Origin of the sequence: Acidicapsa dinghuensis, assembly GCF_025685685.1 — a bacterium.
Taxonomy (GTDB): Bacteria; Acidobacteriota; Terriglobia; order Terriglobales; family Acidobacteriaceae; genus Acidicapsa; species Acidicapsa dinghuensis.
Map to the genome: position 1 here is coordinate 252,822 of NZ_JAGSYH010000004.1, position 26,161 is coordinate 278,982.

24 protein-coding genes and 1 pseudogene are annotated in these 26,161 nt (G+C 54.9%); 14 read left to right on the forward strand and 11 right to left on the reverse strand.

The genetic code is table 11. The features are described 5' to 3' along the window. Window positions 1–24 precede the first annotated feature (24 nt). Window positions 25–1,200 (reverse strand): TIGR03435 family protein, encoded by a 1,176-nt coding sequence (locus tag OHL22_RS12075; RefSeq protein ID WP_263337430.1) that lies wholly within the window; start codon window positions 1,198–1,200, stop codon window positions 25–27. Window positions 1,201–1,761: 561 nt separating this feature from the next. Here OHL22_RS12075 and OHL22_RS12080 point away from each other — a divergent pair. Beyond that, window positions 1,762–2,001 carry a helix-turn-helix domain-containing protein gene (locus OHL22_RS12080; protein WP_263338892.1) on the forward strand — a complete coding sequence of 80 codons (240 nt, stop codon included), beginning with the start codon at window positions 1,762–1,764 and terminating at the stop codon, window positions 1,999–2,001. Between the two features lie 500 nt (window positions 2,002–2,501). Here OHL22_RS12080 and OHL22_RS12085 read toward each other — a convergent pair whose 3' ends face one another. Next, window positions 2,502–2,771 (reverse strand): DinB family protein, encoded by a 270-nt coding sequence (locus tag OHL22_RS12085; protein WP_377819472.1) that lies wholly within the window; start codon window positions 2,769–2,771, stop codon window positions 2,502–2,504. A 38-nt stretch (window positions 2,772–2,809) separates the two neighbouring features. Further along, entirely contained in the window at window positions 2,810–3,025 is a 216-nt protein-coding gene (locus OHL22_RS12090) for a hypothetical protein (protein WP_263337435.1), read from the reverse strand. 295 nt (window positions 3,026–3,320) lie between these two features. Between OHL22_RS12090 and OHL22_RS12095 the strand changes: the two genes are divergently transcribed. The 5 genes from OHL22_RS12095 to OHL22_RS12115 all read left to right on the forward strand — a co-directional run bounded on the left by OHL22_RS12095 (window position 3,321) and on the right by OHL22_RS12115 (window position 9,882). Continuing rightward, the gene (locus OHL22_RS12095; RefSeq protein ID WP_263337437.1) at window positions 3,321–3,659 is read left to right on the forward strand and encodes a PadR family transcriptional regulator; all 339 of its coding nucleotides are present in this window, start codon (window positions 3,321–3,323) and stop codon (window positions 3,657–3,659) included. Beyond that, window positions 3,652–6,408 carry an ABC transporter permease gene (locus tag OHL22_RS12100; protein ID WP_263337443.1) on the forward strand — a complete coding sequence of 919 codons (2,757 nt, stop codon included), beginning with the start codon at window positions 3,652–3,654 and terminating at the stop codon, window positions 6,406–6,408. The genes OHL22_RS12095 and OHL22_RS12100 overlap by 8 nt, the downstream gene beginning before the upstream one ends. Window positions 6,409–6,616: 208 nt before the next feature. Continuing rightward, window positions 6,617–7,735, forward strand: coding sequence for a serine hydrolase domain-containing protein (locus OHL22_RS12105; RefSeq protein ID WP_263337451.1), 1,119 nt, complete (start codon window positions 6,617–6,619; stop codon window positions 7,733–7,735). 235 nt (window positions 7,736–7,970) lie between these two features. Beyond that, complete coding sequence (locus tag OHL22_RS12110) at window positions 7,971–9,491, forward strand: serine hydrolase domain-containing protein (protein WP_263337454.1); 1,521 nt, start codon at window positions 7,971–7,973, stop codon at window positions 9,489–9,491. 1 nt (window position 9,492) lies between these two features. Continuing rightward, a complete protein-coding gene (locus OHL22_RS12115) occupies window positions 9,493–9,882 on the forward strand; it encodes a PadR family transcriptional regulator (protein WP_263337457.1) in 390 nt (129 codons plus the stop codon). 377 nt (window positions 9,883–10,259) lie between these two features. Here OHL22_RS12115 and OHL22_RS12120 read toward each other — a convergent pair whose 3' ends face one another. From OHL22_RS12120 to OHL22_RS12130, 4 genes and pseudogenes are all read right to left on the reverse strand, one after another. Beyond that, entirely contained in the window at window positions 10,260–10,499 is a 240-nt protein-coding gene (locus OHL22_RS12120) for a VirB3 family type IV secretion system protein (RefSeq protein ID WP_263338895.1), read from the reverse strand. A gap of 117 nt (window positions 10,500–10,616) precedes the next feature. Then, window positions 10,617–10,814 (reverse strand): annotated as a pseudogene (locus OHL22_RS12125) (Arm DNA-binding domain-containing protein); the annotation flags it as partial. A gap of 142 nt (window positions 10,815–10,956) precedes the next feature. Then, complete coding sequence (locus tag OHL22_RS25040) at window positions 10,957–11,259, reverse strand: HRDC domain-containing protein (RefSeq protein WP_377819474.1); 303 nt, start codon at window positions 11,257–11,259, stop codon at window positions 10,957–10,959. A 57-nt stretch (window positions 11,260–11,316) separates the two neighbouring features. Then, window positions 11,317–11,958, reverse strand: coding sequence for a TetR/AcrR family transcriptional regulator (locus tag OHL22_RS12130; protein ID WP_263337458.1), 642 nt, complete (start codon window positions 11,956–11,958; stop codon window positions 11,317–11,319). Window positions 11,959–12,077: 119 nt separating this feature from the next. Between OHL22_RS12130 and OHL22_RS12135 the strand changes: the two genes are divergently transcribed. From OHL22_RS12135 to OHL22_RS12145, 3 genes are all read left to right on the forward strand, one after another. Next, window positions 12,078–12,743, forward strand: a complete 666-nt coding sequence (locus tag OHL22_RS12135) for an NAD(P)-dependent oxidoreductase (protein ID WP_263337461.1) — start codon at window positions 12,078–12,080, stop codon at window positions 12,741–12,743. A 123-nt stretch (window positions 12,744–12,866) separates the two neighbouring features. Continuing rightward, window positions 12,867–13,172 (forward strand): antibiotic biosynthesis monooxygenase, encoded by a 306-nt coding sequence (locus tag OHL22_RS12140; protein WP_263337462.1) that lies wholly within the window; start codon window positions 12,867–12,869, stop codon window positions 13,170–13,172. 135 nt (window positions 13,173–13,307) lie between these two features. Further along, window positions 13,308–13,865, forward strand: coding sequence for a hypothetical protein (locus tag OHL22_RS12145; protein ID WP_263337464.1), 558 nt, complete (start codon window positions 13,308–13,310; stop codon window positions 13,863–13,865). A 274-nt stretch (window positions 13,866–14,139) separates the two neighbouring features. Here the strand turns inward: OHL22_RS12145 and OHL22_RS12150 are convergent, their stop codons facing one another. After that, window positions 14,140–14,616, reverse strand: coding sequence for a carboxypeptidase-like regulatory domain-containing protein (locus OHL22_RS12150; protein WP_263337467.1), 477 nt, complete (start codon window positions 14,614–14,616; stop codon window positions 14,140–14,142). An 825-nt stretch (window positions 14,617–15,441) separates the two neighbouring features. Further along, window positions 15,442–15,975 (reverse strand): hypothetical protein, encoded by a 534-nt coding sequence (locus OHL22_RS12155; protein WP_263337469.1) that lies wholly within the window; start codon window positions 15,973–15,975, stop codon window positions 15,442–15,444. 660 nt (window positions 15,976–16,635) lie between these two features. On the opposite strand from OHL22_RS12155, the gene OHL22_RS12160 reads away from it, so the two are divergent. Beyond that, entirely contained in the window at window positions 16,636–17,637 is a 1,002-nt protein-coding gene (locus tag OHL22_RS12160; RefSeq protein WP_263337472.1) for a LysR family transcriptional regulator, read from the forward strand. Between the two features lie 60 nt (window positions 17,638–17,697). On the opposite strand, the gene OHL22_RS25045 is transcribed toward OHL22_RS12160, so the two are convergent. Continuing rightward, window positions 17,698–18,003 carry a helix-turn-helix domain-containing protein gene (locus tag OHL22_RS25045; protein WP_377819220.1) on the reverse strand — a complete coding sequence of 102 codons (306 nt, stop codon included), beginning with the start codon at window positions 18,001–18,003 and terminating at the stop codon, window positions 17,698–17,700. Window positions 18,004–18,076: 73 nt separating this feature from the next. Next, window positions 18,077–18,337: a helix-turn-helix domain-containing protein gene (locus OHL22_RS25050; RefSeq protein ID WP_377819221.1), complete on the reverse strand. Its 261-nt coding sequence runs from the start codon at window positions 18,335–18,337 to the stop codon at window positions 18,077–18,079. A 211-nt stretch (window positions 18,338–18,548) separates the two neighbouring features. Between OHL22_RS25050 and OHL22_RS12165 the strand changes: the two genes are divergently transcribed. The 4 genes from OHL22_RS12165 to OHL22_RS12180 all read left to right on the forward strand — a co-directional run bounded on the left by OHL22_RS12165 (window position 18,549) and on the right by OHL22_RS12180 (window position 26,095). After that, window positions 18,549–19,181, forward strand: coding sequence for an RNA polymerase sigma factor (locus tag OHL22_RS12165; RefSeq protein WP_263338898.1), 633 nt, complete (start codon window positions 18,549–18,551; stop codon window positions 19,179–19,181). A 41-nt stretch (window positions 19,182–19,222) separates the two neighbouring features. Continuing rightward, the gene (locus tag OHL22_RS12170) at window positions 19,223–20,479 is read left to right on the forward strand and encodes an anti-sigma factor (RefSeq protein ID WP_263337474.1); all 1,257 of its coding nucleotides are present in this window, start codon (window positions 19,223–19,225) and stop codon (window positions 20,477–20,479) included. An 88-nt stretch (window positions 20,480–20,567) separates the two neighbouring features. Continuing rightward, entirely contained in the window at window positions 20,568–23,711 is a 3,144-nt protein-coding gene (locus OHL22_RS12175; RefSeq protein ID WP_263337476.1) for a TonB-dependent receptor, read from the forward strand. Window positions 23,712–23,779: 68 nt separating this feature from the next. Next, on the forward strand, window positions 23,780–26,095 hold the full coding sequence (locus OHL22_RS12180; protein WP_263337481.1) for a hypothetical protein: 2,316 nt from the start codon (window positions 23,780–23,782) through the stop codon (window positions 26,093–26,095). The last annotated feature ends 66 nt before the right edge of the window (window positions 26,096–26,161 follow it).

Here is a 26,161-nt window from a genome sequence, read left to right on the forward strand (position 1 = left end):
CAGCAAATTTACCTGACCGACTCTTTAATTCGCCGACGGATGATCGACATGATCAATCGTCAACACGTCCACCGAGGTCTTCTCCGCGCTCAGTTTGAGTCCCACTTGTGCCTGGAGAGCGTCAAACAGGTTCGGCTGCGCGCTTGGTTCGGGCGTTGTACTGCTGCCTTGCGGCGTGGGAAAGCGCGGCGGATGACCATTGAACTGGGAATCATCTGGCGCAAACGTGATGTCGAAATCGTATCGGCCCGTTAGCGCTGTCTTATCTACGACGGGCCGATCCAGCACTAACGTCTGCAGAAATCCGGTGAAATCTCCAATCGTCGCATTAACTACGTGCAAGCCGATGCCGCCGCTCGCCGGCCGCAGCCCAAGGCCCGGCAGTGGTCCCTTCAGTTCCGTCGGTTTCAGCTTCTCACCGCCCTTGCCCACCGCCATCACATAAGCTGGAAGCTCTTTCTGATCGTGATGAAACTTGAGTTGGAAGCGGTCGGCCAGCAGCTTCTGAATCATCGTCCGTATCTGCGCGGGATTCGGCGTTCCCGCTGCATCCGGCACGGCTTCAATATCGTAGCGTTCGGTGTTGATCCACCCAGGCGCACCCACGATCTGTTTAGCCTGTACCTGATAAGCAAAGGAAATAAGATCCTCAACCGAAGAAGCCCGTGTTAGAAATTGCCGCCCACGAATTACCAATCCCTGCATCTGATTCGCGCCCGAATTATTGGGCTTGATTGTCGCCACGTCAAACGACGGATTCGCATCCGCTGCCATCGGCGGAATTTCAGGCGGTGGTGCAGGAATCGCCCACTCGGTTGCCGGCGTCGTGCGCGTCAACACCAGCGGCAGAGGATTCGATCCCTGGCTCCACTTGCCGTCTATCGTGTTACTGTCTGCACTCAGCTTTCCCTCAAACTTACCACCGATCACATTCAGCGTGATCGTCACATTCGCTCCGTCGCGATCCACGCTCGTGACAGGAATCGGCGCACCACCTTGATCTATGCTGTAAAACGTCGCCTTGTACGTTCCCTTGTCGTCCTTCGTAATCTTTACGACTGTGCGCAGGTCGTTGCCTGCATGCAATGTACCCTGCCAATCGCCTACAATGTCGGTCGGCCCCGTAGCGACCTGCCCGTTTACTACGGGAAGTAGGCTCAACACAGCAATCAACACAGCTACCATCCAGGACTTGTGCATCAGAAACCTCGCATCTGTTTTTAATCTGCAAATTGAGAATCGAGTCCCCATAGGATCAATTTCCTCGCTGTGAGTCTGACAGCCAATTCACGTACAAAGGTGATGGTCAGACGTCTGAAAGAATACCCTGCACGGGGCATAGCAGAACAGGCAATCCGCAATCCGCCTTCAACCGGAAAGCAAATTTTCCTTGAACATTTCTCGCGACTCGAACACTGACTTGAAGTCTACCGTTGCTTTTATGTCGCCGCCTGCACATGCCCACCTTGTAAGCGCGGTCGCTGACGAACGTAGACCGGCCCCGGCAAAGCGGAAAGGGCGAAGAGCTGCACAAGCGGAGCGCGGAAACCTGGGGAGACTCCTTGCGCGCACGGGGGGCAGCGCCCTTGAGCGTACTTAGCACTTGCGTTACAAAACAGACCGGAGACATGGTTTACAGCGAAGCGCGACGCGATAGTTCCTCAGCTTCTGGGCAGTTACGACGATGGAAGTATGCCCTGGAAAGAGAGTCGTATCTTGGATCAACGCTTGCAGTTTTTGTCGAGTTATCAAAGGGAGGAGATGTCTGTTACAGACCTTTGCCATGCATTTGGAATCTCCCGACCAACAGCATACCGATGGATCAACCGCTATAAAGAAGTAGGACCGGAAGGCCTTCTCGACCTAAGCCGACGGCCGCATAGTTGCTCGCATGCGACAGCAGATGCAGTCGTGAACGCAATTGTTTCGCTGCTGGCTAAACACCCGTCATGGGGCACGAAAGCTCAAAGCTCGAATAGAGGAGATCGAACCGGGCATTAGTTGATCGGCTGCCAGTTTCTGTGCGCTGGATCAGCGACATTGTGACCCCTGTCCTGCTTCGGCTGGATTCAGGAAGCAACGCCGCAGTTCTGTATTCGGCCAAGTCGTCTCGCGGGGACTTCTCTAACTCGAACTTCAGCGCTCAAGCGCGTCGTCAAAGGAGTGGAGCAGTCATTTGCCGTTCTGCCTGCCCAAGACATCCTCGTCCGGACACATCTCGTAAAGCAACTGTCCTTCGTAGTTCCGCTGAATGGATTGGGGGAGATTCCCAATCCCCGTGAGGACGGCCTGCTTCCAACCAGTGCATTTAAGAGTGTCTTCATCAGCTACTCGAAAGGCTATGTAGTTCTGGATGCCCGAACCCAATAGATGAAGAAGCGGCAAAGTTTTCGAGATCGCGAGGCTGCGCTCATCCGCAACGCAAGTGCTTCCGAGGTTCCTGAACTCATCGGCAACTGTTTGGGCTTCTTTTCTCTTTTCGCGAGTATCGCTAAACTCTCTCAGAACCATCCACCGGGCGGTTCGAGATTATTGAGGCGCAGATAGGTCACCAGATTGCCATAGTGCAAGGCGTCATGATTTCCGAGTTGGGTGAGAATGAACATCTTGTTCGTCTCGTGACCCCAGAAGCCCGCTGAGTCATTAAGGTGGTCATCCGTGAATCCGGAGAACGCCGCATCACTGTACTGGAACGAGGCTTTTAAGTAGGCGGAGATTTCGGCCTTCGAAGTCTTTCCGCTTGCCATAGGCGGGGGCGCTTCACCCTTCATTTTCGAACACAAGTAGTAAGAGATGTCCGCTATATGAGTCACGATCTCTCTCCGAACGATCGGACGTCCTTGGTGGGCCGGTAGCTGTATTTTAACTCCGGCATCATCTCCGCCGCCTTAGTGATTTTGTCCTGCATATTGAGCCGGAAAATCGACAGCGTTTTCGTGAGCTGATTTGGCGCGGCGATCCGATTGGGCATGTCAGATGTTATTTGGGCTTTAGCTAGAGGCGCCGGGATTGAAACGGCGATCATAACTCCAAGAACCACGAGCCGAACAACGGCTCGGACAGTACAGAAGAGATTTGTCGAGAAGTCTTGCATTCTAACGTGCTCCTGCCCCTTGCAGGCACGCAAAGCACCACTTGGCGCGCGGAGTGCTACTTCTTTGTAGTTACAAAGAAGCACGCGAACCGAGGCTCTGGAATCGAAGTAGACTGTTCGTTTTCGATCAAAACTGTTCGTGGACGGACACCACTCGATGCCTTCAAAGAAAGGCCTTGACAGTGTTCATGTTCGGTTGCAATATATCGCAATGAAACATATCGCTATGATGGCTATCGACCGGGAATTAAAGAAGGGCAGCGCAGAACTGCTGATCCTTTCCCTAATTGAGCACCGTGCGCGCCACGGTTACGAGATCGGCAAGCTGATTGAGGAGCGGTCAGGAGGAATGTTGAAGTATAACGTTGCTTCGTTCTATCCGCTGTTGTACCGCCTTGAGGATCGCGGCCTGATCGAGGGGCGCTGGGTCGAAAAGGCGGGCCAACGCCGCCGCCGCTACTACAAGCTGACATCGAAGGGCAAGAAGATGCTCGAAGCGCAGCGTTCTACCTGGGCCAATCTGGTGAATGCGATCCGCCTGATCACGGAGGCCGAGAATGCATGACTGGTCCAAGGAGATCGAGAAAGCAATCACTCCACTGAATCTTTCGGCAGCGCGCGAAGCAGAGGTCGTAGAAGAACTGGGCCAGCACCTTAGTGATCGTTACGAAGACTTGCTGATCTCGGGCGTCAGCGAGGAGCAAGCCCGTCAAATTCTGAAGCAGGATCTGACGGACGGCAAACTAGTGGCCGGATTGAAAGCGACCCTGCGCGAGACGTCGGTGCCTATCCCTATTGGCAGGGAAAAACAGGAGAGGCTGCTGGCTGGCATATGGAATGATTTGCAGTATGGCGCCCGCCTGCTCTCGAGAAGCCCAGGCTTTGCCATTGTCGCGATTCTTTCGCTGGCCCTGGGAATTGGTGCCAACACCACTATCTTTCAACTTCTGGACGCGGTTCGACTCAGAATGCTACCGGTAAAGAAACCAGAGCAGCTTGCCAGGGTGGCCATTGTGAACTCGCCCCACTGCTGTAGCGGAGATTTCTATTCATCGAACTCAGACCTGACGGGTGATCTGTGGAAGTCCGTGCATGACAGGCAACAGGGTTTCTCCGCGATCGCGGCGTGGGCTGACACCCGCATAAATGTCGGAGCGGGCGGAGAGGCTCATTACGCCAACGCTCTGCTGGTGAGCGGAGATTTCTTTCATGTTTTGGAGATACAACCCTTTGCGGGCCGTTTGATCTCACCCGCTGACGATTACCGCGGATGCGGCGTGCAAGGTGCTGTATTGAGTTACCCTTTCTGGCAACGCGAGTTTGGAGGCCGGCCTGGCGTGGTGGGCGGCAAACTCCTGCTCAACGGCCATCCGTTTCAAATCATCGGGATTACGCCGGCAAGCTTCTATGGTCTGGAGGTCGGACAGAACTTTGATGCTGCCCTTCCCCTCTGCAGTGAGCCGGTCTTTTCGACGAATCCCAACAGACCCTCCCTGATGGACAGTCCGGCCGTCTGGTGGCTCGCGGCCATCGGCCGGCTGAAGCCAGGTTGGACTCTCGAGCGAGCTTCTTCGCAACTCGATGCGATCTCGCCCGGAATCTTCGCCGCAACCTTGCCTGCGGGTTACGACGCAGCTGCGAAGAAGGACTATCTCACGTTCCACCTGGGTGCGCTGCCCTCAGCCACTGGAGTCTCCGCCCTGCGCAAAGACTATGATTCTCCGCTGTGGATATTGTTGGCGATGTCGGGATTGGTTCTGCTGATTGCCTGCGCAAACCTGGCTAACCTGATGCTTGCCCGGGCCAGCGCGAGACAGCGCGAGATGGCGTTACGGCTGACGCTCGGCGCCTCGCGAAAGAGGTTGATCCGCCAATTGCTGGCAGAAAGTTTGTTACTTGCCACGCTGGGAATGTTGGCAGGCGTTGGCTTGGCACAGATCATGAGCCGTGCGCTGGTCGCATTCTTAAGCACTCAGCAAAACCCGGTCTTTGTGGAACTGACTCCCGACTGGCGTGTGCTCGGCTTCGTCGCCGGCTTGGCGATTCTGACGTGCATCTTGTTTGGGCTCGCTCCTGCGATCCAGGCGTCGCAGACCGAACCGGGCGTAGCGCTGAAAGCAGGTGCACGTGGGACAACTGCCGGCCGAAATCATTTTCTGCTGCGGCGAATATTCGTTATCTCCCAGGTCGCGCTATCTCTTGTATTGCTAACCGCGGCCCTCTTGTTCGTACGCAGCTTCCGGAACATTGTCACGTTGAACGCAGGCTTTCAACAGGACCATATTCTCATCGCTGACTTCGAGTTCGCAGCGCTGATGCTACCCCCTAAGAACCAGATGATCTTCAAGCAGGCGTTACTTTCGCGTATCGAAGCCATTCCCGGTATAAATTCTGCCGCGGAGGTTCAGATGATTCCCATGAGCCAGAGCGGATGGGACAGCAACATCGATATTCCTGGCGGAGCTGAGCAGCAAGACGTGACCTTAAACCGCATTAGTCCCGGGTACTTTCAAACGATGGAAACTCCGCTGCTTGCGGGGCGGGATTTCGATCATACAGATCTGCCGGCTGCGCCGCGCAAGGCGATCGTAAACCAAGCATTCGCGCGCAAATTTTACGGGGGAGCCAATCCGGTCGGCAAGGTGTTCCACGATTCCGACGCGCCCGCCAAGCCATACGAGATTGTGGGCATGGTGAAGGATTCCAAATTCCACGATATGCGCGAAGACCCGCCACCGACGGTCTATGTATCGTTCACGCAGTCGAATGGTCCTGAACAACGCTCGACGTTAGTGATTCGATCGGAAGAATCTCTGGATTCGCTGATTCCATCCATCAACAGAGCGGCAAATCAAATCAATCCCTCGATGGAGATCGGCTATACGGTCTTAAAGACGCAAATTCGCGAGGGCCTCCTGCGCGAGCGTCTGATGGCCACGCTGTCGGGCTTCTTTGGTGCACTGGCGACGATCTTGGCGGTAATCGGCATCTATGGTGTGATCTCCTATGTCGTCCTCCAACGCAGAAACGAGATCGGCGTGCGCATGGCGCTGGGAGCCGATCGAACCCGCATTGTACGAATGGTCTTAGGGGACGCCGCAATTCTGATATCCATCGGTGTGCTCACCGGCACGGCGATGACAATCGCATCCGGAAACGCGGCAGCCGCGATGTTGTATGGGCTAAAGCCGAGAGATCCCGGCACGCTGGCGGCTGCAATCGCTGGTATCGCTGTGGTTGGCGTAGCTGCAAGCTTTATGCCGGCACTGCGCGCTGCGAATATACATCCTGTGGCAGCTTTGCGTGAGGAATGAAACCGTTTGCTTTCATCCGTTCGCGACGTTTGATCAAATGCAGCATGTTCTGTTGGGTCGAAGAATATCTCGTTCATGCGGTCTCCGCATTCTTTGAGCTCCTGAAAAGGGGGAAGAATGTTGTTCAGTTCTTCCCCCTCTTTTCCAGAATGTTTCAGATTACTTGCGCACAACGGTCTTCGAATCATGGCGCCGTTAGAAGGAAACCATGCAAAATCTGTTCAAGCTCTTACTCGTCGTTCTCGCTCTTGGGTCGATTATTGATTCGTCCACACGGCTCTTAGCGCAATCCGAGCAACCGACACAAGCCGCACTCCGCGCAAGAATCAGTCACGATCTTCCCGGGTGGCTCAAGCAATACAACGTACCCAGCGCTTCTGTCGCTTACATCGCGAACGGCCGGCTTGCTTGGACAGTTGTCATCGGCGAGCAGAGCCCGGGTGTCCCTGCTACAGACAAGACCCTTTACAACATCGCCTCGCTCACCAAGCCCATCGTCGCTGAAACCATCCTGCGCATGGCCTCCCAAAACAAACTTCAACTAGACGAACCCATCTACCCCTATTGGGTCGACCCCGACATCAAGAACAATCCCTGGAGCAAGCTCCTTACCCCGCGTCTCTGCCTCTCGCATCAGACCGGCTTCGCCAATTGGCGCAGAATGACAAACGGCATCCTGACATTCAAGTTCAAGCCAGGTACGCAGAGCGGCTATTCGGGCGAAGGTTTTTTCTACCTAGCTAGGTTTGCGCAGAACAAGACTGGACAGCCGTTCGATCAGCTCGCACAGAACGAGGTGTTCGGCCCCATGGGCATGAAGGACACCTCATTCACCAGCCAGAATTGGTTTAACGGCCGCCTCGCCCAGCCCTACACGAACAGTGGCTTCCTGCCACCGGCGCTTACTTCCACCTGGAATGCTGCCGACCTGGTCGAAACGACTATTACTGACTATGGGCACTTCGTCGCCAGCGTAATGCGCAACGAAGGCATCAGCCCGGCCATTGCTGCCGAGCGCCTGATCATTACCCGCGACTGGACCTCGGAGGACGCACGTGAGCAGGCCTGCACACACGAGACGCCCGGCACTGCCTGCCACATCTCCGCCGGAATGGGTCTCGGCTGGCAGGTTATCGTCCACAACGGCGTCACCATAGTCGATCACTCCGGTTCCGACACGGGAGTGAACACCCATGCTTTCTTTATCCCTTCCAAGCTTACTGGTGCCGTTGTTTTCACTAATGGCGAAAACGGCTCCAAAGTCATTGGAGAGATCATCCATGTGCTCTCCTCCGATCCGGTGTATGCAGCTACTGTCTCACACTGACCGCTTTTACTCGACCTCGCCTGCTCCAGAAGCAATTGCGATCACGGCACGTACATCCACCGCGCTAGAGACTCTGCGCAAATCGCCGAAATGAACTGCACAACAATTCGCGCGATATTGTGACCCGTAATAGCTAAAAGTCGAATGCCTGTTATCCGGTTCTATCGAGGATCGAATGTTCACCATGACAAAAAATACGCTGCGAGCATGTCCGATCAGCCCATGGAGGGGTTTCGTGCGACAACTACCGACTCTTGCTCTATTCGTCTGCTGTGCATTCATGCCCTTCTGTTTCGCTCAGGATCAGTTCGAGTCCATACGCGCCTCAATCCTTAGCCAAATGCAGCAACGGAACGTACCCTCGATTGCTGTTGCAGTGGCACAAGGAGACCACATCATTTGGGAGCAAGGCTTCGGCTGGGCTGATCGTGAAAAGCTCATTCCGGCGGACGCGAATACCATGTATTCGCTCGCATCTATCTCAAAACCGCTCACGGCTACTGCGCTCATGACCCTGACCGCCGCTGGCAAGATCGATCTGGACAAGCCGGTCAACGACTATCTTGGAGATGCGAAAATTCGAGCGCGAATAGGCAATGTAGACGATGCCACGGTTAGGCGAGTCGCAAATCATTCGTCAGGACTTCCCGAGCACTTTCAGTTCTTTTATCGCAATGAGTCCTGGCGGGCTCCGTCCTTTGATGAGACGATTCTTCGCTTCGGCAATCTGATCACCTTGCCGGGCGAGCAATTTCAATACTCCAATCTTGGTTATGGTGTGCTCAGCGACATCATCTGCCGCGTTTCCGGGAAATCTTTCGCCGACTATATGCGCCAGGAAGTCTTTCTCAAACTCGGGATGACGCGCTCTGCCGTTGGGAACGACCCGGCTCTCGCCCAGTACGAGGCAATTCGCTACGATGGCAAAGATGCAACTCCGATTGTCTACTACGACACTGATCACCCGGGCGCGTCAGAAATCTATTCCAGTGCGCATGACATGGCGCTCTTTGGGATGTTCAGCCTCAAAGCACATCTTCCGAGCCAATCCGCGATTTTACCGGATGCTCTGATAGACGCCATGCAGAGGCCATCAATCTTCTTTTCCCCTGGCGCTGGGTATGGAATAGGTTGGCAAAGTGACACGAGGAATGGGATCACAATCGTCAGCCACAGTGGAGGAATGCCTGGGGTCTCCACATGGTTGCGCCTTGTTCCCGCGCAAAACCTTGTCATCGTAGTCCTTTCTAACTCGGATGACCGGCTGGCAAACAACATCGCCGATCAAATCACTCTGAAACTCGTAGCGAACTGGAAGCTTTCTCCGGCTGCAGCACCCGAGCCAGCATTTATTCCCCCGCCAGACCTGATAGGCAAATGGAGTGGCACAGTTCAGACCTATCGCTCTTCAACACCTTTTCATCTCGAAGTATTTCCGTCCGGCGAGATCCGCGCAAACCTCGGTAATCAGTTCGGAACCATTCTTGACCAGGTTTCGTTTCAAGACGGCACGCTTTATGGAGTGTTCAAAGGCGACATCGATCTGCCGGAAGCAGCACGCCGGCCTTATGTTCTAAGCGTCAATCTCAAGCTTCGCGATGGCAAGCTTCTCAATGGAGCCATTAGCGCAAGAGCGACTGGAGCAGGTACGATGCCCGCTTATAACGTTTCATCGGGCAGCCGAGCCATTCCGCAATCCATTCGAGTCGAGAAGGGTGCCTTTGTCCTTACGCAATGGGCGGATCTTCGAAAGTAGTATGTCTACCAGAGACGTCGAACGTATCGAACTTCTTCAGGACACTTTGGACCTGTTGATTCTGCGCACGCTACTCCTACGGCCGAGACACGGCCACGCCATCGCGAAATGTATTGAATACAGCACAACAGACGTTCTCGCGGTAGGAAATGGGACCGTCTACCCTGCGCTGCACCGTTTGATCCGCAGGAAATGGATTGTGGCGGAGGAAGGAAGGTCAGAAAACAATCGCCGGGGAAGGTTTTATCGCGTGAAAACAAAAGGGCGCAAGCAATTAACGGTGGAAACCGGTAAATGCGAAAAGCTCTCGGAAGCGATTGCACGAATCCTGAAGTCGGCGGAACAGAAGGGCGGCCGTGAATTGGTGCATCCGGATGATGGCCGATCTTGACCAGGACAGTCAATACGAGCGCCCCAGGCAGCTAAGAACCACGCGTTCCGCCTTACCCAGATCGTTCTCTACGGGGCACCCGTCGTTGAGAACCATGGTGGCAACGCGTATCCGGTGCGACCCTGTGTGTATTGGTAGAGACAGGCATTCGGCGGCAATCCACGTAACGAAGCTTCGATGTCACGTACCCTTGCATGCAGGTCGTCGTCCGTGCACCTTTCGGGCTCCACCCTTCCAACGAAAACAAGCATCCATAACCCCCGCCCTTGATGGCGAAGATATTCGGGCCAACAAAATGAGAGAGCGGCACGATGCTGTTCGCAGCTCCCGCTTTGGTAAACCAGGGTGCGCTATTTGCGCGGGTCATAGTAGCTCCCCTATTTTAGGCTGAGAGCCCAGAGTTGAAACATCTTGGGGTGCTTCCGAACGACGAGCCACGCACCAATCGCCAACGCAGGAAAGGTAAGAATTGCGAGCCATCGGAAGGCGGCGAGGAAAACCGTGACCGTCACGAAAACGATGGCGATCCATGCGGACAGTTCCAAGCCGAGCTTCGTCCTGGGTCTGTTCAAAGCGCCATTGATCGGTCTTGCCTCTCCTCGCCGTGTCGGGTGCATCATCGCCTCACCTGGACTGGCCAGTAAGAGAGCTTTTCCTACCTTCCAGTGCTCGTACCACTGATTAGCTACATCAGCGGTGCTGAGGGTTGTGCTCCGCTCTGGCTGTTCCTTACCCATCGGGTCAACGCCTTCAGCTACTTTCTTCCTCGCATCGAGATGAAGAACCCTGGCCTCAGCACGCGTGATAACCGGGAATGCACCAAAGGCCATCTTCCTTTGAATCCCATTGATCCTGTACTTGAACCGCCAGAGCTTCGAACCGGATGGTGAGATGACAAGCATCAGCCCGTTGCCATCGGTCAGGGAGTAGCTCTTCTCTCCTGGCTTAGTTTAGAAATCAAAACCTAATGAAGGAGATTCAACTGAATCGGTCGGGGGTTGATTGCCTTACTTGCTTAGTCTGGGCCGCGAAGCATTGGCGGTCCGTCACCGTGGGCACCAGTCCTGATCAAGGCTAGGACGTACCCTTAACCAGTCGAAAGATCTGTGCTCCATATTTCTTAACAATGCCAGCCTCGATACCCTGCACAGCCAGTAACTCGGCTTCATTCCTCGGTGCGTTCGAGGCCATACTGACTAGAGCTCGATCGCTGAAGATTCGAAATGCGAGAACCATCCGACGCTTAGCCTCGCTCAATCGCCATGCGCGGAGAGCTCGCTCGATGCGCTGTTGACCGGCCCCGGGGTTGGATGTACCTCTTTGCTTCGTCCCCGATTGCGCTGACGCAATAGCTGCCGGAGTTCTTTGTCGGTCAATGCATTGGCGATCTTGCTCTCATTTACGACCATTGGCAGGTAGCGACACCGAGTCCGTTTACGGGACGCCATCTCCTACTTTAAGCAGCGAGCGGACAAGAGTATCGGCCAGCCAGTCCTGGTAGTTTTGCGAGCTCCATCCACGCTCTCGCACAAGCATCCGGTATACATCGCTGCCAGTCAGCATCCAAAAGATGTCCCTGGCAGTGCGGTAACTGAGTTCCCTACGAAGCCTTTTCGCTTTACGGAGAGAAGCGATCATCAGTTCCTGCCTCTCGTAGCGAATGCACTCCCGCTCCTGTTCCAGTCGCGCCAGTTCCGGCGCAACCACGCCTGCGCCGCGCAGAAGGTCAAAGCCGGCCCGCTGCGCATCGTGAATTTGCCGGGCGATGCGGGCCGCGCCCCGCAGGCGGCTTTCCGGGTCTCTTTCCTCCATAGTTTGCCGGACTGTGTCCTCGTAGTCAGCCCCAAAAGTAACTTGATTAAGGAGCTCGGCGAGGATGCCCGTCTTCGACCCAAAGACGGCATAGACGGTCTGCGCTGACACCTCGGCTTGCCGCGCTACTGCTTCGATCGTCATTCCGGCATAGCCTTCGGATTCGAGAAGTCGCCGCGTGGCCTCCACGATGCGCTCGCGGGTTTCATGCGCCTGACGCTCGCGAGTCGTTGATTTGTAACGGCGCTTCTTAGATTCCACCATCTGCAAAAATTCTAGCAACCTTTATTCATTAGAGTCATCTCTAGTCAATATAGGCAACAGGAGCCGAAACAGCTAGTGCATCTGCGTGGCAATTGAGGGCCTGTTTGAGGAGTTGAACCATGGTTGCGACAGATCGCAGATCGATGCGACTACTTATCCTCGGAGCCACCGGCGGTGTTGGGCAGGAAATCGTGAACGAGGCCTTGAAGCGTCGTCACAGAGTAACGGCTTTCGTGAGGTCGCCGGAAAAGCTCGGCGCGTCGCAGGACGACCTAACCGTCGTCGAGGGTAGCGTCTGCAACGTGGACGCTATGGCCGCGGCCTTTACCGGCCACGATGCGGTGCTTTCAGCGATCGGCTCACGGGGGCTGGGACCATCCACAATTACCGGTGATAGCGCGCGGGCAACCGTGACTGCGATGCGCACGGCGGGCATCCACCGCTTGGTAATTGTCGGGGTAGCGATGCTGTTTAAGGAAAGTGGATTGCTCGGTTCTATCCTGCGCAATACGCTGCTGCGCAACGTCGCCATCGACTCCGTCCAGATGGAAAGAGTGGTAACTGCGAGCGCTCTCGACTGGACGATCGTGCGTCCACCACGCCTGACCAACGGAGCCCGGACTGAGCGTTACGGCGTCGCTGACAATCATCTGCCATCAGGCTCGGGAGTAAATGCGACAGTAAGCCGGGCGGACGTCGCTCATTTCATGCTCGATGAGGTCGAGCAACCCCGACACATGCGGCGGGTCGTAGGTATCGCATACACGAAGAGGGCGCACGCATGATCATGCGCTTTGGGCATTCCATCTGAAATGCCTACGGCTAACTTCCAAACTCTCCGCCACGGCGTTTCAGCGGTCTGGTCACGCCTTTGACTCAATCATCCAATCCAATCCAGGAGGAAGGGCATGAAACCCGTAACACAAATCAATTTCATTTCGATCAAATCCGACAAGATCGACGAATTCTTCGAGGCTGACCGCAGCTTCGTTGCGTCGGCAACTCTACCAAAGGGTCTTATTGGCAGTCGCTTGTACAAAAGTCCAGATGGCAAGTCAGCGGCCCGGGTGACTCAGTACGAGTCAGCCGAGGCCCAACACGAGTATCACCGGAGCGAGGCTCTACAGCAGCAGATCGCCCTGCTGCGCACCTTCGTTGAATCGTCTACAGCGGGCATTTATGAAGAGGTTCGCACAACCGGTGACTTCAATTAGCTTTCTTCTTTCGCCGCCGACCATAGGTGCACTCGCCTGTCAGATGGTAAGCCTGGCACGCAGACAGGCGGGCGAAACGTCGCGGCGAGGACGATGCTCGAATTTACCGAGACAACCACTGCGAGGGAGTAGCGAATGAATCTTTATACAGCAGTTCTCTTTGTCCATGCGATCGCGGTCCTTGTCCTTACCGCTGCATTGACTCTGGAAGCTTGGATACTGCTCCAGCTTCGACGAGCTACGTATCCGGCCGATGTTCGGCCCTGGATCGGGACAATGCAGCCCGTAGCCATTGGAGCGATCAGTTCGTTAGTCATCATCTACGTTACAGGCGCCTACCTTACCGAAAGCCTGCATTCCTGGGCGTTTGCCTGGCCACGGGTCGCAGTGCTTGAGATTGCCCTCTTCGCACTCTGCGGCGCAATTACCGGCCAGCGCATGCGCGCAATTCGCAGAAACGCCGAACGCGAGCAGATGAATCCGTCAGAATGGAAAGCTATGAGGCGGTCAGCGTTTCTCAAAATCTCGCTGAGCATGAGAATCTGGATCGTCATAGGAACTATTCTGCTCACGGCAGCAAAGCCCGGCCTTCCAGAATCCCTCGTAATTGCCGCCTCCACCCTGATTCTGGGCCTCTTATTCTCATTTGTTTCTTTCGGAGGCTGGTCGGCGGTGTCGAGGGCCCAAATCTAGTTCAGATGATTCCGGGGGCCAATGCAGAAATCAAAGGGGATTCCTGGCGGCTGCGGACTGAAGAGACAATGCCGCCAGCCGCATGCCGCCAACTTGCCAGCATAAATTGTGCGGACTAGTAGATTCGGCTGTCAATACCTCATCACTTCACGACTTCGGGGTTCCCGCCATCTCGCCAGCGTAACTATCTCCGACGCCAATTGAACGTGCGGCTAAACAAAAGGTCCGCGGTCATGAACGCACCTCAAGAGCCCTCCCCCAATCGAACCAGACTTCAGAATTGAGAACGAAGTACACGCCGATTGCGCAAAGCAACGCGATCGATGTGGCGGCCACAAGCGTGATCGGTGCTGACACGATGAGTTTCTGCATCCACCTGGACCTGTTCCTCGACTTTGATGGCGAGCCGGATCGTCAGCGCGCTCGTCCTGCCCAACGCGATCGTCAGGCTTCCGAAATGGTATGGCGCAAAACCATGCGCCATTGCGTCATGCACATAGACACCCCGACGAAGGCTGGAGATATTGAACTGCCCCAGTCCGTTCGATTGAGTGGTCATCTTCTTTCCGGCGGGGGAAGAGAGGACGATCGCAACGCCTTGTACCACCGCTCCGGATGGATCGACGACGACCCCTCTCAATTCACCGAGCGCGGGTTCGGTCGCCTGCGCCCACAGGAGCGACGCGGGAGATGCGCAGGAGAGCAGCAAAAGAACGGCAACGGCCAGTGTACTTTGGCGAACTCTTTTCACGGACAGACATCCCTGCACGCGAACCCCCGTAATCGGGAGGAGCCAACGTCAAGAATTCAAAGGTCGTGTGGGGCTGAGCAGAAGAGGGGTTTTCGGAATCTTCTCACCAGCGTTCTCAATGCGAACATGCGCATGTGTTCCTACTTCCAAATGACGAGTCCGCATGCATCGGATTGTTGAAGACTAATACCGCCCAATGTGTCCTTGCTTAAGGAACCTTCCTCGCTGAGCCTTTCGAGCACCATATACTTCTCCCTGTTAAAGAGCGGATTGCTGTCAGAGGGGCTTGGATATTTAAGCGGGAAAAACCTCTGAGCGATGGTTGCAGGGAAAGATTGAACTGAAAGGATTTGCGGTTGCGACGGCCTGCAACGAAGTTTGCAACATCGCTTTCTCCCCGGCTTGTCGCTAGACATGTTTCGTGATGGATGACGGACGTATCAGATCGTAAGCCATACGCAGTAGCAACCCGGGTTCGGCTGTTGCCTGTTATCTACAAAGACTTGTTACTCAAGATTGACTTAAAGATTCCAGTCATCAACCGGTTCATGCCACATCCAACCACCGAAGAGATGTTCGAAGCCGCGTTCGACTCTTAAGACTAGAAGATATCCGAGAAACGCGACAACCGCGATCCACAACAGGATACAAAGACAACTCAGAATGAACTCTGGCATCCTCATCGGCCCAACAAAGCGGAAGCCCATGTCAGTTCCACAAAGCGTGCAAATTCGTCTGCCATTGCGAACCGGAATCGCCGCTTGAGAAACCTCTGACCTGTGAGCGCAGTCGAGTGCCGGGTTGACATTCCGCTGACACGGCACGTCAGATGGCAATGCTGTATCGATCTTCTGGCTCTGCGTCCTGTTCATTATCCGCATCTTGCTCCTCCTCTCCGTCGTCGGTGCCCCCAAGATGGTGCTGCGACTGTTCGAATGCGGCTCGCTCTCGCTTGTCACGTCGTACAGTGAGGAGTTGCTCGCCGACCGTGTGTTTTGGAGAGTAGCAATACTGCACGTAAGCCTCGAAAAGAGACTGGTTCGAAAGTCCGCGCTTAAGCGCATCCTGAAGGTGGTTCCTGTAAAGAAAAGCAAGCGCTTCGGGCGTTATGGTGTAACGATTTCTCTGGCCGCATTTTCTTACTGTGGCCGGCAGCCATCCCAGTTCAATCCAGGAGAGAACCTGCGAACGCCGAACTCGAATTGCACACGCGAGACCATCAACCGAGAAAAGATCGCAGCGGATCTCACGCAGGTTGTAACCCTCGCGCAGAAGTTTGCCGCGCACTGCTTTGGGAGTGCGATGAAGCTTTACCGCCATCTCTTCGAGTGAGAACTTGACGAGTCCTTCTCGCAGCATCTCGAACTCTTCCTCGCTCCATCGACGGTGATCAGTCCGTCCTTTGAGACCGTACTGAATAACAAACCGCCAGCATGCCTCCTTTGGTTGACCGGAGTGGCGCTGCAGACGTACGACAAGCTGTTCTAGCTTGTTTCCAGACATCACTTTGGCTTGCGCTACAATTGCCAAGGCCTCTCGATCGGAATAAAGGGATCTTGACGTCGATGAACTAGCGGTGTTGCCCATAATGTGCCTCGTATCGATGCAACGAGCAGCAACGAAAATCGCATTGGGCCTAGCGTCCCTTGTTTACTCCGATGTGTCCAATACTTCCCAATTATCGGCCGATAAACAGGAGCTATCGGCCGGATTGAACTCGACCAGTTTGTTGCAATTACCTGGGATCTGATGCAGTCCCATCGTGAGAACCATTGGTCTTGGTTCGAAGATCTTCGGGCGCTTTGAGTCCCGGTTTCGCACCGAATGCGGGCAAGCGAAGCCCGCATCGTTTGCTGTGTCCTGTCAACAACCATTTGAGTCTCTCTCGGCGTAATTTTGGCCAAATCGAGTGCCGGAGGTTGCATCTGGGAGGAGTGTGCGGCAAGATTTGCACAGGAGAAGGCACGATGTTCTCCCCACGTCGACTCCCATCACTCTTGCTTATCCAAGAGGAGGGTCATGTACGATTGGGCAGAATTCCGTCATTTTTTGTATCTGCAAAAGGTCCTGGAGAAGGGCGGATTTCGCATCGCCGCAGAAGAGCTGCACACCTCGCAGCCGAATCTCACCGTTCAGGCGAGACGGTTTCAGGATCATGCATCCGTGTGTCTCTTTCGCAAGTTGAAAAATGGACAGATTCGGCCCACGGAAACTGGCATTGCGTTCATTACCCTGGCCCGATTGGTACTTGAGGTTCGTGAGGAGGTCATCGACGCTCTGGTCGCCATCGAGCGGGGCGAAATTGGAATAGTGCGATTCGGCTCAACCCCGCTTGTCGATCAAGATCTATTCCGCAACTTCTGTGCGCTGCACAAGGAACTGCTCCCGCGAATCGCCGTCCGGCCCACCCATGGAGATGCGGTGCTATTGGCGAAAGAGATCCTTGACGGCACAGTCGACGCCGCCATGATTACCTTACCGTTCACCCATCCCGATTTTCATATCGTGGAACTGCGCGGAGACAAAATCGTAGTCTGCCTTCGCAGGGATCATCCGCTTGCGGCCAAACCGGTACTTCAGGTTTCCGACTTGCGGGGCAATCTAACTGTGATTTACCACCCTCAACGCCACCCTGACGCACATCTACGGTTGCTCGAATTACTGAGCGACGCGGGCGTGACGTTAGACGGATACTCTTGCGCATCCCATCCATCTGAGATGCAGACTCTAGTTAAAGAAGGACACGGCCTCGCCCTGATGCGCGAAGGAACCTCGCTGGAGGAAGGTTTGACAACGCGGTATCTCACTGGCGTGAATTGGACAGTAGATACAGCCATCATCTATCACAAGCAGCGCTACCCCAAAACGATTCCTGTCTTGGTCAAAAGGCTAAAGCGGATCCTCCGGAAAGGAAACCCTAAAAGCAACGGCTTAACAGTGCTTCGATCCGAACAAGGGGGAGTCAAGCATTCGTTGGCGGAACCTCGCATCCAAAGTCCTCCGAATAACCTATCTCGCTGATCGACACCAGCACGGTCACTAAACTGTACGGCAATCGGTGTTCCTGAGCAGGCTTTAGTATCATCGCTTCAAAGAGCGTCTTTGCCCTGGAAGTGGCGTTGTGCTTTCGCGCTTCTTGGACATTGAAAGTGCTTCGGCCTCGCGAATCAGGGCGCTCACGGGAATATCAAACAACGTAGCCATATCATTCATGGTTCGCAACGTGGCACTCTTTGTTCCGCGTTCGACATCACCGACATAGCGCAGGCTGTACCCAGTCGCCACGGCAAGATCCATCTGCGATAGACCGAGTCTATCCCGATGATGGACTATGATTCGACCGCACGCTTCTTCAAGCGTTCTCGGTTTCTTGCCGCCGTTAGCCACAAGCTAATCTTGTCTAACTCCTGCGACGCTATAAGGCACTATAGTGCCTTATAGCGTCGCAGGAGGATCTGAGCTACAACAGATTGTCTCGAAGTCGCTTTGCTCGAATAATCACTTCTTCTACAGGCAATTCAAAGAACAACGAGAGGGCATCAAGCGATCTAATTGTCATGCTCTGCTTGCCATATTCCATTGTTCGGATAGTACGCACTCCAAAGTTTGTCGCTGCCGCTACCTCGACCTGCTTTAGCCCTCGATCTAATCGCTCTTTGCGCAGTATTCGGCCGATCGCTTGTTCGAGCGTGAGTCCTTCCGGCGCTCCGCGATGGGCCATTCCTCATATTGGAACTTGACGGTCGATTCGTAGAGGCACTATAGTGCCGACATGGACAAGCACTATAGTGCTTGTTTAATACGTTCACTGATTCCCTATTCTGATTTGTTGAACACCCCGCTCAAACAACCTTCTGCATGCTTGATGACGTACCGAGGCCTGCGTGACATCCGATAGTGCAGCATTGCTCCCAGGTGCACTAACTCGCCTAGTGGACGGCGAGGTCACTGACTCCTGTTCGAACTTGGAGATTAGCCATGGTGAGCCAAAACGCTCTGTCGTTGCACCACACCAGATCCGATCCGACGACGCGCTGCTTGCCGAGGTTCAATCTGGGTCGAAGGAAGCGCTAGGATTGTTATTTCGCCGTTATCGCCCTCCCGTGGTGCATATAGCTCGGCGCATCTTAAGAGATGCATCCGAAGCAGAAGACCTGTGTCAGGAGGTCTTCGTATACTTGTTCGAAAAGGCAAAACTCTTCGATCCGAGCAAAGGCAGCGCCTCCACCTGGATCATCCAGATCGCCTACCACCGGGCGATGAACCGCAGGGCATACCTGGCGCATCGGCAGCACTACACCGCTCAGGAGTTTGATGAACAACGGTTCGGCCCGAGTCCGCGGTCATCGATCGACGAGCTGACTGCCCGGAATCTTCTGAACCGCCTCCGCGGACAACTCACTCAGGACCAAAGGCAAACTCTCGAACTTCATTTCTTTGAAGGCTATAGCCTCAAAGAAATCGCCGAAAGGACGCACCAAAAGCTCGGTAATGTCCGGCATCACTTCTATCGGGGCCTGGAGCGGCTTCGCTCCAACCTTTTCCCCCCAAACACATCTGAGTGAGAGAATTGGTACGAAAACAGCTCGCGAGCACAGCTGCCTCTGTGAATCCTCAACTCCATGACGAATTTGTAGCTCTCCGTGCCCTTTACTACTCGGGCGAGATCTCCGATGAGGAGTGGGCTCTGCTGCAAATCCACATGTCCTACTGCGACTCGTGCCGAAAGACCTTCCTCGAATATCAGAAGATTCATGCCGATGTCATTCCGGCAATGGCCGCAGTGGTAGCGTGGGATTCGACAGAGGCTCCCGCAGAATCCGCCGCCTCGCTAGACGCTGCCGAACAGCGGCTGATGCGCCGGCTTGATTCTGCCTCTACCCAAGAGACGCGTCCGGAACCGCGACGATTCGTCGGGCGGTCTTCGCGCTTGCTGATCGCCGTCTGCGCCCTCGCGATAGCCGGCCTGACCGGCATATTTTTCATTCGCGCGCGAAATCATTCGATAGCACAAGGCTCCGGGGCGCCTCCTCCGCGCTACCAGCCGGCCCAGTCGGTATCGACGACTCCCGATAGCGCAGCCCAGCAAGATCTCGAGCGCACTCAGGCAGAGACGGCAAAGCTCCGGCAACAGCTGGACGCCTCGGCGAATCGCGTCAGGCAGGCCAATCGGGCGCTCGACCGCGTTGAGCAACAGTTGGACTCCGAACAAACCGCGCGCGGACAACTGAACCAAGAGAAAGAGCAATTGAAGCAGCAACTCCTCGCGATGCAGGCTGAGATGGAGTCCATGCGGACGAGAGCGGTCTCTACCGGAACAGAGGCGACCGAACAGGCAAATCGCATCGCGTTACTGGGCTCGCAGGTCCACGAACTCAGGGCTTCCCTCGATGAGAAGGATGTGGCTCTCAACGAAAAGGACCGAATGCTGGCCCTCGACAAGGACTTTCTGGCTCACGATCGAGATATCCGCGATCTGATCGGAGCCCGGAATCTCTACATCGCCGACATCTTCGATACAACGGAGAGCGGGAAAACCGCAAAGCAGTTCGGACGCATCTTCTATACCAAGGATCGCTCGCTCGTATTCTACGGATTCGACCTCGACAGTCAGGCAGGTCGTAAGCAGAACGTGTCCTACCAGGTCTGGGGCAGTGGCAGCGACCGGCCTGCCCCCGTAAGCCTTGGTTTGTTCTATCAAGACGATACGCACAAACGGTGGGTGTTACGTTGCAACGATGCGAAATCGCTTGCGAGATTAGATATGGTTTTCGTTACCGTAGAGCCGCCCGGCGGGAGCAATCGGCCCACGGGCAAACCGCTACTGCGGGCATATTTACAGATTCAACCGAATCACCCTTGATCGGTTTCAAATTTCTTTTGGTACACATTGGGACCACCGGCGGTAGACAGAGTGGACACAATTCACTCTCAAGCTTTCGGAGCGCCGCATGAAGTATGGATTCATTCTCCTATTCTTGTTTTTAAGTTTTTCCATTGCCATTGCTCAATCCACCAACGCCACGATCAGTGGTGGCGTGACGGACCCCTCTGGCAAATTCATCCAGGGTGCGGACGTTGAGATTGCAAACGATGCGACAGGGGTCGTTTATTCGTCCAGGACAAATGGTTCGGGAATGTACGTTGTTCCCATCCTGCCGCCCGGACACTATCATGTGCAGATTTCGAAGCCAGGGTTCAGAACCATCATCAAGGCGGATATCGTTCTGAATGTTCAAAGCGCGTTGGCGCTGAATTTTGTGTTGCCGGTCGGCAGTACCTCGGAAAGTGTGACGGTTGACGCCGATTCTTCGTTGATCAACACTACGGATGCTTCCGTCAGTACGGTTGTCGATCAGAAGTTCGTCAAGAATATTCCTCTCAATGGCCGAAGCTTCCAGGACTTGATTTCTTTGACTCCTGGAGTTGTCACTCAGAGCCCACAGCAGGGCGGAAGCGTTCAGGCTCAGGGCGACTTCAGCGTCAATGGACAGCGTACCGAGTCGAATTACTACATGATCGACGGCTTATCCGCCAACACCGGGGCAGGCAGTGCCAATGGAACCGGTGGATTCGGACAGACAGGATCGATCGCCGCATCGAGTGCGTTGGGAACAACGCAGAATCTGATCTCGGTCGATGCCCTTCAGGAATTTCGGGTTTCCAGTTCAAGCTACTCTGCCGAATATGGAAGAATGCCGGGTGGGCAGTTCTCATTCTCCTCGCGGTCCGGGACGAATACCCTGCACGGAACAATATTCGACTACCTCCGCAATGATTTCTTCGACGCCAACGACTGGTTCAATGACTATTACGGAATCCGCGAACCAGCGCTTCGTCAAAACGACTTCGGAGGTACAGTGGGTGGTCCGATTCTTCTTCCACGTCTCTACGACGGCCGATCAAAGAGCTTCTTTTTTGTCTCGTATGAGGGGCTGCGACTGGTTCAGCCGACGAACGCTTCAGCGCAGTATGTGCCTTCGCTGTCCCTGCGCCAGGACCCGGCTTTGAATGCTGCCATGCGATCCCTTCTCAACGCCTTTCCTCTGCCGACGGGAAATGAGATCGAACTCGCGGGAAATCTCAGTGGTCTTGCTTCCTTTGTGGAGGCGTACTCATTGCCATCGAGCATCGATGCGACGAGTGTACGATTCGACCGTGTCATCTCCGACAAGGCCACCGCGTTCTTTCGCTATAGCTACTCGCCAACCAGCATCTCGAGCAGAAATCTGTCTTCCCCTGGGCAGACGCAACAGAACAGCGAGACATTCACCGCCGGATTGGACAACTCTTTCAGCACAAGAATCAGCAATGACTTCCGGATCGGTTTCGCCGCGAGCCGGGCGGTTGCGCTCTTTGGACTCGATTCCTTCGGAGGAGCTGTTCCTGTTGACTTGCAGACCGAAGTGGGTGCGCCAGGAGTCTACGACACCTACAGCTATTTCCCGTACATCAGCATCAGCGGAGTGGGAAGTGCATTCATCGAATCGTACAAGGGCGGAAACAGCCTTCGACAATGGAACGTCACCGATGCGGTTGCGATATCCCTGGGCCGGCATCAACTACGCCTGGGCTTGGACGAACGTCACCTCACCAGCCCACTCGGCCCTGCAGCGATCTCGGTCTATCCCTATTTCTTCAGTCCCAATGATTTAGCAGCGAGTCAGACTTCCTATCTGTTTCTCCGCAAAACCGATCCTGCGAGGCCGACGTTCAATGAGTTCTCCGCTTTCATCCAGGACGAATGGCAGATCAGACCCGAGATCACCGTGTCCACAGGCGTACGGTGGGACATAAACCCTGCGCCGGGCGCAGCGGATGGGCACCCTCCGTACACTGTCCTAGGCAACGTCTTTGATCCGGCTTCTCTTACGTTGGCGCCTCGAGGAACGCGTTTATGGAACACATCGTGGTACAACTTCGCGCCTCGGCTCGGTGTGGCCTGGAAAGCACGGAGTGCTCCCGGATGGGAATCGGTCGTTCGTACTGGCGGAGGAGTGTTCTTTGATACCGGAAATCAAGTCGGCGCCTATGGCTTTTCGGGACTTGGATTTTTGGCATCGAATACTCCTGCCAATTCGACAATGCCGTTTGCTGCCTCAGACTATGACTTCACGACAGCTGTGAGCGCGCCCTATACGGATAGCTTCGTCTATGCGTATCCGCGGCATATGCAGCTGCCGTACTCTCTGCAGTGGAACCTTAGCCTTGATCAGGCCCTCGGCAGATCACAGGCACTCACCATTTCTTACCTTGGCTCGGATGGCCGCCGTTTATTGCAAGAGCAATATCGTTCCGTAAACTCGTTCAACCCGCTATTCGGAATCATCTACTACTACCCGGAAGGCGTCACCTCCAATTATCAAGCGCTTCAGGTTAAGTTCCAACGGAATGTCGTGGCAGGGCTTCAGGTGCTCGGCTCTTACACCTGGTCCCATGCTCTGGACTTCGGTTCGACGACCACTTCTTTGCCACTCACCTATGGCAATGCCGATTTCGACGTGCGCCACAACCTCCAGGCGGCGCTCAGTTGGGACATTCCGCGCACGAATCAAGGATCGGCACTGAAATGGTTCACAAACGGCTGGGGAGTCGACGGACGCCTCAATGTCAGGTCGGCATTTCCCATCACGTTGACCGGAAACGTCATCGTCGATCCGACCGGTTCCTATTCCTACGGCTCGGTGAATTACGACTCTTCGAAACCTGCCTATCTCTATGGCTCGCAATATCCCGGCGGCCGCATCCTGAATGGCGGTCCCAACGTAGCGGAAACAACGGCTGCATTCAGTCTGCCAACCGGTACGGATACGGGCAATGCGCCGCGTAACTTTGTCCGCGGGTTTGGAGCACATCAGATCAACACCGCCATCCGACGGGATTTTCCGATTCATGGAGATATTCACCTGTCCTTTCGCGCCGAAGCCTTCAATGTCTTGAATCAGCCGAATTTCGGGTACATCGATCCGACCCTGACCGACTTGCAGTTCGGAGAAGCAATCAAGATGCTGAACGCGAGTCTCGCCTCCATGAGCTCCCTCTACCAGCAAGGAGGAGCGCGCTCGATGCAGTTTTCTCTCAAGCTGGGATTCTGAGTCGCCATCGTTAAGCTCTACACATCTCCCTACCCATTCTTCGATTGACCAAAGGATAACTGCGACCCATGAAAAGCCTCGTATGGTGGCTGTTGCCAATCTGTGTGTGTTGCCGAGCGATGCAGGCTCAGACGGAAAAAGACCATCGCTTCTCGGTGGCCTTGTCGATTGAAATGACCACCTTCAGCGATCCCTATACCAGAGATCCGGGGGCGACGAGCAAGGTGTCGCCCGATGGCCGCTACTTCGTGGTTGTGACAACAAGAGGAATGCTCTCGTCGAATCGGTTGGAGTCGCGTGTCCTGGTGTATTCGTCCCGGCAAGTGCGGAACTATCTGCAGGAGCCGGGTGGAGTTCCGCCGATGCCGCACCCGCTGTTCACTCGATCCAAGGTGCCGGAAGCGTTGCAGAGCAACTCGTACGGGTCGCTCATCACCAGCGTTCAATGGGCGAGCGATTCCGCTTCCCTTCTGGCGCTGGTAGAGATGCCTCAGGGACGACGCCATCTTTATCGAATATGCGTCACCTGTCACAGGCCAGCGACAGATTTGACTCCGCAGCCCGAGGTCGATGTCCAGAGCTTCAGCGAGTCGTCCGGAACCATCGCATACGTGGTTGAATCTCAGATCGCGAATCACAAGGGTAATGCGATCGGTCAGCCAATCAACGCAAGAGCGTCGGTGATCACCGGCACCACACTGTTTCAGTTCCTGGAGCCGGAACGCTATCCCGATCTCGAGAATGTTGGTCCTTCGTATGAGCTTTGGACTCGTCGGAATGGGCAAACATGGAAGGTAATGGGAGACCATGGGAGGTATTTCCCAAATGGAGCCAGGAGTTTTCATTTGGCTCTGTCGCCGGATGGAAAGTACTTGATCGCTGCCCAGCCTGTCGAAGAGATCCCCGAGTCGTGGTCGAATTACAAGACCTCGCTCACCATGTTCAGCTTCCGACCTGATTCTCTCCGAGATCTTGATCGATCAGGAAGATCGCGAAATTGGCCATGGCAATACGTCATCCTCGATCTTGAGAAAAAGACGTCTCAGCCCCTCGTTGCGGCACCCTCGAGCTTTTTGAGCAATAACGGAGACGCCTTCGAGGCCGTTTGGTCGAAAGATGAGAAGCGCATTCTCTTTACCGGCACTTACCTGCCGCTTGAGAGGTCGGCTTCCGATGTGGATACCGACCTGCGCAACCCGTGTGCCGCCGCAATCTATGAGATCGCCGAAAGACGAGCCTCCTGCATCGCCTTCACCCACTTTCCAAAGGAGTATTTACGGCACACGGAGTTCGAAGACTCGGACCAGGAGGTGCGCCTGGATTGGTTGAGAGATGGCGCCATCCATACCGAGCTCTATCAGCAATCAGGGCGCGCTTGGTCGCAGCAAACGGAGAGGGCTGACACAAGACAGGAAAACAGGCTCACCCTGTCATTGCATCAAGATCTCGATTCGCCACCAGAATTGTGGGCAGCCGATAACGTCACTCACACCAGCAAACCGCTGTTGGACCCAAATCCTCAGGTGCGGCGAATCCACTTCGGCGAAGCGAGAGTCTACCGATGGAAAGACAGGAGTGGGTACGTTTGGCGAGGCGGTCTCGTGCTTCCACCCGACTACGTGCCGGGGTGCCGCTATCCACTGGTTATCCAGACACACGGGTTTTATAACGAAAAAGAGTTCCTTGCGGACGGGTCCTTCACCACGGGATTCGCGGCACAACCGTTAGCAGCCGCAGGCATGATCGTTCTGCAAATGGAGGACCGCGCGGACCGCTTTACTTATCCCCCCACGGAGGAAGCGGCGCTTGAGGTAGCAGGCTTCAAATCGGCCATCGAACATCTCAAAGCCGATGGGTTGATTGATGAAGCGCGAGTCGGAATCATTGGGTTCAGTAGAACTCACTGGTATGTCGAAAGCGCATTGATTGATTGTCCTCATTGTTTCAAGGCAGCCACACTGATCGATGGCGTCGATCAATCGTATGTCTCAGACATTCTCTTCGCAGCCAACATGCCCTCGACCGCGATGGAGGATAAGGCGGCAAATGGAGGCAAGCCGTTCGGCCCGGGGTTGCAGCAATGGGTCGAACGTGCTCCGGGCTTCCATCTGGATAAGATTATGACTCCGATCCGGATCGAAGCCATCGGAAAGCTATCCGCGTTGGGCGAGTGGGAGATTTACTCTCTCTTGACCCGGCAAGGCAAGCCGGTCGATTTTATCTACATTCCCGACGGGCAACACATACTTCAGGCTCCGCTCGACAGGTACGCTTCGCAACAAGGGAACGTAGATTGGTTCCGCTTTTGGCTAAATGAGGGTCAAGCGCACATCGATGCGAAGGAATCGGCGCGATGGGAGAAGCTTCGTAAGATGCTTCCTTGATCCTCTCACGAGGCATGATCCGAGGGATGGAACGAGCGCGCGATCGTTCCACCCTTCCGGTTTAGA

Bases quoted from the DNA above. Each gene is read 5' to 3' on its own strand.
- OHL22_RS12075 (WP_263337430.1), bottom strand. From the start codon at position 1,200: ATGCACAAGTCCTGGATGGTAGCTGTGTTGATTGCTGTGTTGAGCCTA.
- OHL22_RS12080 (WP_263338892.1), top strand. From the start codon at position 1,762: ATGTCTGTTACAGACCTTTGCCATGCATTTGGAATCTCCCGACCAACA.
- OHL22_RS12085 (WP_377819472.1), bottom strand. From the start codon at position 2,771: ATGAAGGGTGAAGCGCCCCCGCCTATGGCAAGCGGAAAGACTTCGAAG.
- OHL22_RS12090 (WP_263337435.1), bottom strand. From the start codon at position 3,025: ATGATCGCCGTTTCAATCCCGGCGCCTCTAGCTAAAGCCCAAATAACA.
- OHL22_RS12095 (WP_263337437.1), top strand. From the start codon at position 3,321: ATGATGGCTATCGACCGGGAATTAAAGAAGGGCAGCGCAGAACTGCTG.
- OHL22_RS12100 (WP_263337443.1), top strand. From the start codon at position 3,652: ATGCATGACTGGTCCAAGGAGATCGAGAAAGCAATCACTCCACTGAAT.
- OHL22_RS12105 (WP_263337451.1), top strand. From the start codon at position 6,617: ATGCAAAATCTGTTCAAGCTCTTACTCGTCGTTCTCGCTCTTGGGTCG.
- OHL22_RS12115 (WP_263337457.1), top strand. From the start codon at position 9,493: ATGTCTACCAGAGACGTCGAACGTATCGAACTTCTTCAGGACACTTTG.
- OHL22_RS12120 (WP_263338895.1), bottom strand. From the start codon at position 10,499: ATGCACCCGACACGGCGAGGAGAGGCAAGACCGATCAATGGCGCTTTG.
- OHL22_RS12130 (WP_263337458.1), bottom strand. From the start codon at position 11,958: ATGGTGGAATCTAAGAAGCGCCGTTACAAATCAACGACTCGCGAGCGT.
- OHL22_RS12135 (WP_263337461.1), top strand. From the start codon at position 12,078: ATGGTTGCGACAGATCGCAGATCGATGCGACTACTTATCCTCGGAGCC.
- OHL22_RS12140 (WP_263337462.1), top strand. From the start codon at position 12,867: ATGAAACCCGTAACACAAATCAATTTCATTTCGATCAAATCCGACAAG.
- OHL22_RS12145 (WP_263337464.1), top strand. From the start codon at position 13,308: ATGAATCTTTATACAGCAGTTCTCTTTGTCCATGCGATCGCGGTCCTT.
- OHL22_RS12155 (WP_263337469.1), bottom strand. From the start codon at position 15,975: ATGCTGCGAGAAGGACTCGTCAAGTTCTCACTCGAAGAGATGGCGGTA.
- OHL22_RS12160 (WP_263337472.1), top strand. From the start codon at position 16,636: ATGTACGATTGGGCAGAATTCCGTCATTTTTTGTATCTGCAAAAGGTC.
- OHL22_RS25050 (WP_377819221.1), bottom strand. From the start codon at position 18,337: ATGGCCCATCGCGGAGCGCCGGAAGGACTCACGCTCGAACAAGCGATC.
- OHL22_RS12175 (WP_263337476.1), top strand. From the start codon at position 20,568: ATGAAGTATGGATTCATTCTCCTATTCTTGTTTTTAAGTTTTTCCATT.
- OHL22_RS12180 (WP_263337481.1), top strand. From the start codon at position 23,780: ATGAAAAGCCTCGTATGGTGGCTGTTGCCAATCTGTGTGTGTTGCCGA.